The organism is Halorussus gelatinilyticus, assembly GCF_023238445.1.
GTDB lineage: Archaea > Halobacteriota > Halobacteria > Halobacteriales > Haladaptataceae > Halorussus > Halorussus gelatinilyticus.
On record NZ_CP096658.1, the window covers coordinates 1,148,786 to 1,159,747 of the forward strand.

Sequence of the window (10,962 nt, forward strand, 5' to 3'; positions counted from 1 at the left end):
GTCGGGCAGTAGCACGTTCCGTCAACTGATGCGACACTTCCGCCCGCAAGCGAGAGTTTAAACCCGAAGCCGAGCAAACGACTCCCGTGGCAGAGACGAACGGGTACATGCGCTTTTTCCCCTACGAGGAGCCGTACGACAACCAGCGGGAGGCGATGGACCGCATCTACAACGCCTTCTCGCGCGGACAGGACGTGCTGTTCGAGGGGGCCTGCGGGACGGGCAAGACGCTCTCGTCGCTCGTGCCCGCGCTGGAGTACGCCCGCGAGGAGGACAAGACGGTCGTCATCACGACTAACGTCCACCAGCAGATGCGCCAGTTCGTGGCGGACGCGCGGGCGATTACGGAGGAGGAGTCGATTCGAGCGGTCGTGTTTCGGGGGAAGGGGTCGATGTGCCACATCGACGTGGGTTTCGAGGAGTGTCAGGTCCTGCGGGACAACACCTACGAGGTCGTGGACGCCGAGAGCGACTTGGCGGAGTTGGAGGACCGCCAAGAGGAACTGCTCGAAGCGAGTCAGGAGGGCGACGAGCGCGCCGCCGAGGCCCGGAGCGCGGTCATGGACGAGTTAGAGCAGGTCCAAGAGCGCGTCGAGGGCTTGGAAGAGCAGAACACCTGTGAGTACTACTACAACAATCTGGTCGGCGACAACGACGAGTTCTACTCGTGGCTCTACGACGACGTGCGCACGCCCGACGACATCTACGAGTTCGCCGAACAGCAGCAACTCTGCGGCTACGAACTGCTGAAAGACGGGATGGAAGGCGTCGATTTGGTGGTCTGTAACTACCACCACCTGCTCGACCCGATGATACGCGAGCAGTTCTTCCGGTGGTTGGACCGGGACCCAGAGGACGTCATCACCATCTTCGACGAGGCTCACAACGTCGAGGACACCGCCCGCGAACACGCGACGCGGACGCTGACCGAGAACACCCTCGACTCGGCGTTGGACGAGCTGCAGGACTCGGACGACGCCCGTAGCGAACCCGCCTACAACGTGATTTCGGCGTTCCGGGCCGCGCTCGAAGCGACCTACGAGGACAACTTCGGCTTCGGCGACCGCGAGAAAGTCGGCGACGACTGGGAGGACGTCTCCATCGCCAACGAGAGCAAGCGCGACGATTTGACGCTCGCCTTCCTCCAGCAGTACACCGGGAAGGGCATCGACACCGAGTTGGAACTGGCGGTCCACCTCGGCCGGGAACTGGACGAAGAGTACGAAGAGGCCTACAAGACCGGCGAGGCGACGACCAGACAGGAGTGCCAGACGCTCCAAGCCGCGACGTTCATCCAGTCGTTCATGGACGAGAGCGCGGAACTGGGCCAGTACCCCGTGGTCTCGGTCCGGCGCGACGAGGCGACCGAAGAAGTGTACGGCCGCGCGGAACTGTACACCTGCATCCCGCGGGAGGTCACCGAGGAGTTGTTCGGTGAGGTGTACGCCACGGTGCTGATGAGCGCGACGCTCCGGCCCTTCGACGTGAGTTCGGCCGTGCTGGGACTGGACGACCCCGTGGAAATCGCCTACGGACTCCAGTTCCCCGAGGAGAACCGCCGGACGTTCGCGGTCGAGACGCCCGCGCTGTTCTCCAGCGAGCGCGACGACCCCGACACCCAAGAGGCCATCGCGGGCGTCCTCCGCGATTCGGTGGAGTTCACCGCTGGCAACACCCTGCTGTTCTTCCCGAGTTACGCCGAGGCCGAACGCTACTACGACCGCCTCTCGCGGGAGTTCGGCGGCGGAAGCGGGAACGAGAGTGCGGGAACGACGCTCCTGATGGACGAACCCGGCACCTCCGTCGAAGACCTGCGCCAGCGGTTCGTCGCTTCGGACGACGCCGCGCTGTTCACGTCGCTGTGGGGCACCCTCGCGGAGGGCGTCAGCTTCGACGGCGACGAGGCCCGGACGGTCGTGGTGGTCGGCGTTCCCTACCCGCACCTGAACGACCGGATGGAGGCCGTGCAGGAGGCGTACGACCGGACCTTCGCCGACCGGTCGGGCCGGGATTCGGGGTGGGAGTACGCCGTCGAGATTCCGACGATTCGCAAGACCCGGCAGGCGCTCGGTCGGGTGATTCGTTCGCCCGACGACTTCGGCGTCCGCGTGCTGGTGGACAAACGCTACACCGAGGCGGGACAGCACGACATGGGCAAGTACAGCGTCCGCGGGACGTTCCCGCCCGAGGAGCGCGCCGAGATGCTGGACCTCCAGCCCGAGAAGCTGAAGTTCGCGATGCTGAACTTCTACTCGGACGAGGACGCGTGGGACGGCGCGCCGCCGACGCCGTGAGAACGAGGATTCGTGTCGGGGCCGGTTTCGTGTCTACACCACTACGACAGCACCACGACCGCGACCGTACAGCAGTCGGTTGCCGACTCCGGGGAGTCTACCGCGCTGCACCGTCCGACACCGCGACCGTGGGCCTCCACCCCCAGCCTCGTCGGCCGCGTCTGCGGCCGACATCCACCGTCGGAAGCGAGTTCCGACGAGCCGTGCGCTCACGTCCGTTCGCGCAGACCTCGCGCGGTAGGCGTATCGCCCACGGCGATGCGCCTGCACGCGCCGAGTCGTGAAACAGATATAGCTTCACTGAAGAACTATTTTTCTATCTAAGAGAGATAAAATTCGTTCTCTGCTCGTTCGCCGACGACGCGACGCTCGCGGGCTACCCCGGAAGCGAGAACGTGGCGACTTCCTCCTCGTACGTCGCGTCCCAGAGCGCGAGGCGGTTGACGGTCCACGTCACCGGCTCGATTTCGCGGTCTGCGAGGCGGCGGGCCGTCCCCTCGGCCGCCACGCCACCGCCGCGGGCGAGCGTGACGTGGGGCACGTAGTCGTCGCCCTCGAACTCCTCGACGGCCGAGAACTCGTCGAGCAGTCGCCCGTGGACCTGCCGGAGGCCCGGACTCTCGACGGCGAGGTAGACCACCGGTCCCTCGCCGAGCGGCGGGTTCTCGAAGCGGTCGATGCCGGTGACGCGGGCCTCGAAGGCCGGCGCGCCCGCGAGTCGGGTCCGGAGCTGCTCGCGCAGGCGGGCGGTCCCGCCCGGCGGTTCGTCGCCGAGGCGCTTACAGAGGAGGGTGTGGCGCTCCCGGATGGATTCGAAGTCGAGGAGCGCGGGGCGCAGGTCCTCGGCCAGTCGCTCGACTTCACCGGGAACCGGGACGTTGAGGCTGTACACTGTCGGACAGTCGGGTCGAACGAGCTAAGAGAGTGACGGTTCGGGACTTCCCAGCGCGGTAAGCGGTACATCGTCTGACAGTCACTACCGTTTTAATTCACCACTCTGGATTACTAATCATGCCCACGTCTGCAAGTCGAGAACATCTTCGACTGCTACCTGCAATTTCGGCAGTCACTGTCGCAACCGCGCTGGGAGCCTACCTGATTGGCTCCCCAGTCGGGTCACGGCAACTCTCTACGGTAACACTCGCTGGCGTCTTCGTCGGAGCGACTATCGTCTCCGCCGCGAGCATCGTCACGGGGCGGGAAGGCGTCGCCACGGCCATTGGCCTGCTGTTCTTCCCGGCCGGACTCGTCGGGTTCGCTCTGGGACCGCAACTGTGGATTATCGGCTCGCTGATCCTGCTCTCGACGACCCTCGACCGAAGCTACGTTCCCTACGCCCTCCTCCTGTTCGTCGGCGGGCTACTCGCGCTGACGGTGCTGACGGCTTCGGGATATCGAGCAGTCGCCGCCGGTCTCGCGGTCGTCGTGTTCGCCGCCGCGGCGTACAGTACGCTCACCGTTCGGCGTCGAGTCGCACCCACGTAGGCCGACCTCAGAGCCCGAACGCTCGCGGAAGCGACTTCGGCACGGACGACGTTCCGAGCGCTGGGTCGGTGCCGAGCGCGAGTAGCACGACGAGGAGGACGAACAGGACCTTCAACAGGTCCTCGGTCTGGACGGTGGCGCGTCCGGCGGTCATACCACCCGTCGAGAGGGCACGACGAAAAGCGTTGGGGCCATCGTATTTGGAATTTATTGTCCCCCGATAAGACATAGTCCTTTACCGATTTGACCAGATACCGCCCCACATGGTTCTATACTAACATTTTATGTCTTTCGTCTCTTCCCTTACTTCTATGAGGGAGGAATCCCAGAAGACCTCTCGAAGACGGGTTCTTGCGAGCGTGGTAGGACTTACGGCAGGAGCGGGCTGTTCAGCGTTTTCGAGACAATCCTCGGTCTCTCGCGTCCACCTAGGTTTGATAAAGCTTGCAAACTGGTCCCCGCAACAACGCAGTGTCGAGATTCTTGTAGAAGAAGATGGAAACGTCGTCTACTGGTCGGAGTTTGCACTTAAGTCGGAGACGCAACGAACAATTCTCTCCGAATGTAGTAACGACGGCCTCCCGTGGGAAGGGAAAGGACGATATATCGTTCGTGCCCGGGAAGAAACGAGCTCTCGGTATCTAACAGTTGATCCAGTGAAAGAGGCACGACAGCAGAGTAATTACATCGAATCAGACCGAATAAAGGTCGGAATCACGTTCGAGGATTCGATGCTGTCGGCCACACTGTGGCCCGGGGAGATGAACTGTTCGCGAACGACGCAGGCACTTACGAGAGCGCTGAACCCGATGACAGCTGAGAGTGACGGCCACGAGAGTCAGTAAGCGATTTGCTCGATTCGGAGCTTTGGAGAAAGTTTGTAGAGCAACTGATATTTGTAGCCGAACGAACTGTTCGCTCGCCGACTGCAAACATTGCCACCCCGAAAGAGTTTAAAACCCTCGCCATCGTAGCAGGTAGCGATGACAGGGACTCACGGTCTGGGAGCGCGCGCCCTTCCCCAGAGCCGTGAGTCCGCACTTCTCCTCGCGCCGCGACGACGACCGGGGTCCCTTTAGACCCCACCTTATCCTCATCCCACGATTTCACCGAGTTTGCCGCTGACGACGACACCCGTGTCGTCCGCGCATCGACTTCCAATCACGATACCCGACAACACACACCATACATGACAGAACACTCGAAAGTCGCGCTCGCCTTCTCGGGCGGACTCGACACCACCGTCTGCGTCCCGCTGCTCGAAGAGGAGTACGAACACGACGAAGTAATCGGCGTCACCGTAGACGTCGGTCAACCCGCCGCGGAGTTCGACGAGGCCGAAGAGACCGCGGAAGCGCTCGACCTCGACCACTACGTCGTGGACGCGAAAGACGCATTCGCGGACCAGTGCCTCGACGCGGTGAAAGCCAACGCGACGTATCAGGGCTACCCGCTCGGCACCGCGCTCGCGCGCCCCGTCATCGCCGAGGCCATCCTCGACGTGGCGAAGGAGGAGGGCTGCGACGCCATCGCGCACGGCTGTACCGGCAAGGGCAACGACCAACTCCGCTTCGAGGCGGTGTGGCGCGAGTCCGATCTGGAGGTCATCGCGCCCGTCCGCGAACTCGGCCTGACCCGCGAGTGGGAGATGGAGTACGCCGAGAAGAAGGACCTCCCCGTCGAGGGCGGCAACGAGGGCGACTGGTCCATCGACACGAACCTCTGGAGTCGCTCGGTCGAGGGCGACGACCTCGAAGACCCCGGCTACGTCCCGCCCGAAGACATCTACGAGTGGACCGACGCGCCCGGCCAGAAGGAGACCGAAGACGGCGAGTTCGAGACCATCGAACTCACCTTCGAGGACGGCAAGCCGGTCGCCATCGACGGCGAGGAGATGCCCGCCGTCCAACTCATCGAGTACCTCAACGACCTCGCGGGGAGTTACGGGGTCGGGCGCACCGACATGATGGAAGACCGCATGCTCGGCCTGAAGGTCCGCGAGAACTACGAGCATCCCGCCGCGACGACCCTCCTGAACGCCCACGAGGCGCTCGAAGGACTCGTCCTGACCGAGGAGGAGCGCGCGTTCAAGAAGCAAGTAGACCAGCAGTGGGCCGAGAAGGCCTACGAAGGACTCCTGTCCGCGCCGCTCGTGGACGCCCTCGACGGCTTCGTGGACACCACTCAGGAGAAGGTCACCGGCACCGTCACGATAAAGTTCGAGGGCGGGCAGGCCCGTCCGGTCGGCCGCGAGAGCGACTACGCGGTCTACTCCGAGTCGGCCGCCTCGTTCAACACCGAGTCGGTGGACGGCATCGCCCAGTCCGACGCGACCGGCGTGGCGAAGTACCACGGCTTCCAGTCGCGCCTCGCCAACGAAGTCGCCGCGAACGTCGAGGCGAAGAAGGACGAACTACTCGCCGACGGCGGCGAGGGCGAAGGCGACGACGGTGAGGAGTAACCCATGAGCGAGGAGGAGCCTACTTCGGACGTGGTGCGCCGCGATCGCTTCAGCGGCGGCCCCGCCCGCGGGTTCCTCTCCTCGATGGCCGACGACGAGCGCATCTTCTCGGCCGACCTCGCGGTGGACCGCGCCCACGTCGTGATGCTGGCCGAGCAGGGCGTCGTAGACGAGGACGAAGCCGCGGCCATCCTCTCTGCGCTCGACGGCGTGGAGTCGGCCGGCTTCGACGCGCTCCCCGACGGCGAGGACGTTCACGCCGCCATCGAGACCGCGGTCATCGAGCGCGTGGGCGACGTGGGCGGGAAGATGCACACCGCCCGCTCGCGCAACGACGAGGTGGCGACCTGCATCCGGTACCGCCTGCGCGAGGACGTGTTGGAGGCGATAGAGGCGACCCTCGGTCTCCGGAAGTCGCTCGCCGAGGTCGCCGCGGAACACACCGAGACCGTGATGCCCGGCTACACCCACCTCCAGCCCGCACAGCCGACGACCGTGGCTCACTACCTGCTGTCCTACGAGCAGGCGGTCGCGCGCGACACGGCGAGGCTCTTCGACGCCTACGCCCGCGTCAACCGCTCGCCGCTCGGCGCGGCGGCGTTCGCGGGCACGCCCTTCGACGTGGACCGCGAGCGCACCGCCGAGTTGTTGGGCTTCGACGGTCTCGTGGCGAACTCGATGGACGCGGTGTCGGCCCGCGACTTCCTCGTGGAGGTCGTGGCCGCGCTCGCCAATCTCGCCACGACGGTCTCCGGACTGGCGGAGGACCTCGTGGTGTTCTCGAACAAGGGGCTGGTCGAGCTGTCGGACGACTACTCCTCGACCTCCTCCATCATGCCCCAGAAGAAGAACCCCGACACGCTCGAACTCGTCCGCGCGACCGCGGGCGACGCCGCGGCGGGGCTGAACGGCCTGCTCACGGCGCTGAAGGGCCTGCCCCGCGCGTACAACCGCGACCTGCAGAACGCCACGCCCCACGCGTGGGAGACCGTCGATGCCGTGACCGAAGCGGTCGCGGTCGCCGCCGGAGCGGCGGCGACCGCGACGTGGGACGACGAAGCGCTCGCGGACGCGGCCGGGGAAGGGTTCTCGACCGCGACGGGCGTCGCCGACCTGCTGGCGATGGCCGGGGTCCCCTTCCGGAAAGCGCACGAGATGGTCGCGAAGGCCGCGGAGGAGGGCGCAGATTATGCGGCACTGGATTCGGCCGCCGAGGAGGTACTGGACGACCCGCTGTCGGCCTACGTCGAGCGCGAGGCGGTCGAGACCGCGCTGGACCCCGCCGAGAGCGCGGCCTCGCGCGACTCGACCGGCGGTCCCGCTCCCGAGTCGGTCGCGGCGGGCCTGACCGCGGCCGAGGAGACCGTCGCGGCCGACGAGGCGACGCTGGCCGACGCCCGCGCGTCGCTGGCCGCGGCCGCCGACCGACTCTCCGAGGAGGTGAGTATCCGTGCCTGACCGACCGCCGGTCCCGTCCGGGACCATACTTATATATCACCGAAGTCCGATATCGGATTTCGTTTGACGCTGCTTTTGCCATTTCAGTCCGTTAGAGCCGCCTCTGCGCACTGAAAAATTATTGACACGTTCGATGGGTTTAAGTAGTAATGCGGAATACAATGGATTGCTATGACCGAATGCGTCGAGTGCGGGGCGGACGTGACCCTGCACGACAATGCGGAAGTAGGAGAGATACTCGACTGCACGACCTGCGGCGCGGAACTGGAACTCGTCGAGCGAAACCCGCCAGTCCTCCAGCGAGCCCCGGAGCTCGAAGAGGACTGGGGGGAGTAAGTTGCAGGTTGGACTACTCTACTCCCGGATTCGGAAGGACGAGAAGCTCCTGCTCTCCGAACTCCGCGAGCGCGGCCACGACGTCGTGAAGATAGACGTGCGCGACCTGCAGTTCGGGCTGACCGAAGCGCCCGAGATACTCGCGGGCCTCGATATCGTGGTGGACCGCTGTCTCGCCACGAGTCGGAGCCTCTACGCTACGACGTTCTGCGAGGCGTACGGCGTGCCCGTGGTCAACTCCGCGGAGACCGCCCGGACCTGCGCCGACAAGGTGCAGAACAGCCTCGCGCTCGCGGGGGCCGGCGTGCCCACGCCCGCCACGGACGTGGCGTTCACCAAGGAATCGGCGATGGAGAGCATCGAGACGTTCGGCTACCCCTGCGTCCTCAAGCCCGTCGTCGGGTCGTGGGGTCGCCTGATGGCGAAGATCGACTCCGAGAGCGCCGCGGAAGCGATTCTCGAACACAAGGCCACGCTCGGCCACTACGAGCACAAGGTGTTCTACGTCCAAGAGTTCGTGGACAAGCCCGGACGCGACATCCGGGTCCTCGCGGCCGACGGCGAACCCGTCGCCGCGATGGTGCGCTCGTCGGACCACTGGCTCACGAACGCCGCGAAGGGCGCGGACGTCGAGCAGTTCGAGTTGGACGCCGAGGCCGAAGCGCTCGTTCAGGAAGCCAGCGACGCCGTGGGCGGCGGCTTGCTCGGCGTGGACCTGATGGAGACGGGCGATTCGTACACCGTCCACGAGGTCAACCACACCGTCGAGTTCAAGGCGCTGAACGACGCCGTCGGCGCGGACGTGCCCGCCAAGGTGGTCGATTGGCTCGAAGCGAAGGCTGCGGCGGAGACGAAACGTGGGGTGGTCGCCTGATGCCCATCGTCGATGCCGACGGGGCGACGGGAGCGAACGCCGACGAGACGCTCTCGGCGACCGTCGTCGGCGGGTCCGGTTTCGCCGGCGGCGAACTCCTGCGTCTGCTCGCGGGCCACCCGAACTTCGACCTCGCGGGCGCGACCAGCCGCGAGTACGCGGGCAAGTCGGTCGGGTCGGTCCACCCGAACCTGCGCGGGACCGACCTGCGCTTCTCGGACCCGGCGGACCTCGACTCGGTGGACGTCCTGTTCGCCGCGACGCCACACGGCGTCTCGATGGAACAGATAGACGACTTCTACGAGGCGGCCGACACCGTGGTGGACCTGAGCGCGGACTTCCGGCTGAACACGGAGGCCCAGTACGAGGAGTGGTACGACGGCCACGACGCGCCCGAGTATCTGGACGAGGCGGTCTACGCTCTGCCGGAACTCCACCGCGAGGAGTTGCCCGGCGCGGACCTCGTCGCGGCCGGCGGCTGTAACGCCACCGCGACGATTCTGGGGCTGTATCCCCTCTTCGAGGCCGGAATTCTCGACGGCGACGAGCAAATCGTCGCCGACGTGAAGGTCGGCTCCTCGGAGGGCGGCGCGAGCGCGAGCAAGGCGGGCAGTCACGCCGAGCGCTCGGGCGTCGTCAGACCCTACGCGCCGACCGGCCACCGACACGAGGCCGAAATCGAGCAGGAACTCGGCGCGTCGGTCTCGTTCTCGGCCCACGCCGTGGACATGGTCCGCGGCGCGGCCGCGACCTGTCACGTCTTCCCGGACGAACCCGTCTCGAATGGCGACCTCTGGTCGGCCTTCCGCGGAGCCTACGACGAGGAACCCTTCGTCAGGCTCCAGTCCGGCGGGTCGGGCGTCTATCGCTACCCCGAACCGAAGGCCGTAGCGGGGACGAACTACGCGGAGGTCGGCTTCGAGTTGGACCCCGGCAACGAGCGCGTCGTGGTGTTCAGCGCCATCGACAATCTGGTGAAAGGCACGGCCGGGCAGGCAGTTCACGCCGCCAACGTCGCGCTCGGCCTCGAAGAGACCGCGGGACTCGACTTTCAGGGACTGCACCCGGTGGGAAGCCCATGACGGAGTACACCGAAGCCGAACTCGAAGCGGCCCACGAACAGCTAATCGACAACGACCTCGGCGACGACGGACTCCGGACCGACGGCGGAGCGGTCGGCGCGGACGACCAGAACGCGCCCATCGTCGTCAAAATCGGCGGCGCGCGCGCCGTGAACCCCGAGGACGCGCTCGCGGACGTCGCACACCTCGTCGCCAACGGCGAGGACGTGGTGGTCGTCCACGGCGGTTCGACCGCGGTGGACGACACGCTCGAACGCCTCGGCGAGGACCCCGAGTACGTCGAGACGCCCGGCGGCGTCGTCGGGCGCTTCACCGACGAGACGACGATGGAGGTCTTCGAGATGGTCCTGCCCGGCAAACTCAACACCGACCTCGTGGCGGGCCTCCAGAATCAGGGCGTGAACGCGGTCGGTCTCTCGGGTGCGGACGGAAAGCTCCTGACCGGCCCGCGCAAGTCGGCGGTCAAGGTCGTCGAAGACGGTCGGAAGAAGATAAAGCGCGGCGACCACTCCGGCAAAATCGAGGCGGTCAACGACGACCTGCTCTCGACCCTGCTGGCCGGGAGCTACGTCCCGGTCGTCACGGTGCCGATGCTCGCGGAAGAATCCTCCGGCGAGGGAACCGCGACCGAGTTCACCCCCGTCAACGCCGACGCCGACCGCGCGGCCGCCGCGGTTGCGGGCGCGCTGGGCGGCGAATTAGTCGTCCTGACCGACGTGGAGGGCGTCTACGAGGACCCCGAGGACTCGGACTCGCTCATCGAGTCGGTCGGAACGCCCGCGGAGTTGGACGCCGCCGAGGACGCCGCGGAAGGGTTCATGACGAAGAAGGTCATGGCCGCGGTCGAGGCGCTGGAGGGCGGCGCGGCCTCGGTGACGGTCGCGGACGCGAACAACCGCGACCCCATCACCGCGGCCCGGACCGGCCACGGGACCACCTTCGAACCGGAGGCGGTCAGATGACGACCGACTG

11 protein-coding genes are annotated in these 10,962 nt (G+C 66.1%); 9 read left to right on the forward strand and 2 right to left on the reverse strand.

The features are described from left to right. The first annotated feature begins 86 nt into the window (after window positions 1–86). Window positions 87–2,294 carry an ATP-dependent DNA helicase gene (locus M0R88_RS06070; protein ID WP_248656062.1) on the forward strand — a complete coding sequence of 736 codons (2,208 nt, stop codon included), beginning with the start codon at window positions 87–89 and terminating at the stop codon, window positions 2,292–2,294. Between the two features lie 376 nt (window positions 2,295–2,670). Here the strand turns inward: M0R88_RS06070 and M0R88_RS06075 are convergent, their stop codons facing one another. Further along, window positions 2,671–3,186, reverse strand: coding sequence for a 2'-5' RNA ligase family protein (locus M0R88_RS06075; protein ID WP_248656063.1), 516 nt, complete (start codon window positions 3,184–3,186; stop codon window positions 2,671–2,673). 119 nt (window positions 3,187–3,305) lie between these two features. On the opposite strand from M0R88_RS06075, the gene M0R88_RS06080 reads away from it, so the two are divergent. Continuing rightward, entirely contained in the window at window positions 3,306–3,779 is a 474-nt protein-coding gene (locus M0R88_RS06080) for a hypothetical protein (protein ID WP_248656064.1), read from the forward strand. A gap of 7 nt (window positions 3,780–3,786) precedes the next feature. On the opposite strand, the gene M0R88_RS06085 is transcribed toward M0R88_RS06080, so the two are convergent. Continuing rightward, window positions 3,787–3,933, reverse strand: coding sequence for a hypothetical protein (locus M0R88_RS06085; protein ID WP_248656065.1), 147 nt, complete (start codon window positions 3,931–3,933; stop codon window positions 3,787–3,789). Between the two features lie 157 nt (window positions 3,934–4,090). Between M0R88_RS06085 and M0R88_RS06090 the strand changes: the two genes are divergently transcribed. From M0R88_RS06090 to M0R88_RS06120, 7 genes are all read left to right on the forward strand, one after another. After that, window positions 4,091–4,624 (forward strand): hypothetical protein, encoded by a 534-nt coding sequence (locus M0R88_RS06090; RefSeq protein WP_248656066.1) that lies wholly within the window; start codon window positions 4,091–4,093, stop codon window positions 4,622–4,624. 344 nt (window positions 4,625–4,968) lie between these two features. Continuing rightward, window positions 4,969–6,240: an argininosuccinate synthase gene (locus M0R88_RS06095; protein ID WP_248656067.1), complete on the forward strand. Its 1,272-nt coding sequence runs from the start codon at window positions 4,969–4,971 to the stop codon at window positions 6,238–6,240. A 3-nt stretch (window positions 6,241–6,243) separates the two neighbouring features. Beyond that, window positions 6,244–7,698 (forward strand): argininosuccinate lyase, encoded by a 1,455-nt coding sequence (gene argH, locus M0R88_RS06100; RefSeq protein WP_248656068.1) that lies wholly within the window; start codon window positions 6,244–6,246, stop codon window positions 7,696–7,698. Between the two features lie 171 nt (window positions 7,699–7,869). Beyond that, window positions 7,870–8,034, forward strand: coding sequence for a lysine biosynthesis protein LysW (gene lysW, locus M0R88_RS06105; RefSeq protein ID WP_248656069.1), 165 nt, complete (start codon window positions 7,870–7,872; stop codon window positions 8,032–8,034). 1 nt (window position 8,035) lies between these two features. Then, window positions 8,036–8,908 (forward strand): lysine biosynthesis protein LysX, encoded by an 873-nt coding sequence (lysX, locus tag M0R88_RS06110; protein WP_248656070.1) that lies wholly within the window; start codon window positions 8,036–8,038, stop codon window positions 8,906–8,908. Beyond that, the gene (gene argC / locus M0R88_RS06115) at window positions 8,908–9,990 is read left to right on the forward strand and encodes an N-acetyl-gamma-glutamyl-phosphate reductase (protein ID WP_248656071.1); all 1,083 of its coding nucleotides are present in this window, start codon (window positions 8,908–8,910) and stop codon (window positions 9,988–9,990) included. Before lysX ends, argC begins: the two co-directional genes overlap by 1 nt. Continuing rightward, complete coding sequence (locus tag M0R88_RS06120) at window positions 9,987–10,952, forward strand: acetylglutamate/acetylaminoadipate kinase (RefSeq protein ID WP_248656072.1); 966 nt, start codon at window positions 9,987–9,989, stop codon at window positions 10,950–10,952. Before argC ends, M0R88_RS06120 begins: the two co-directional genes overlap by 4 nt. Window positions 10,953–10,962: the final 10 nt, after the last annotated feature.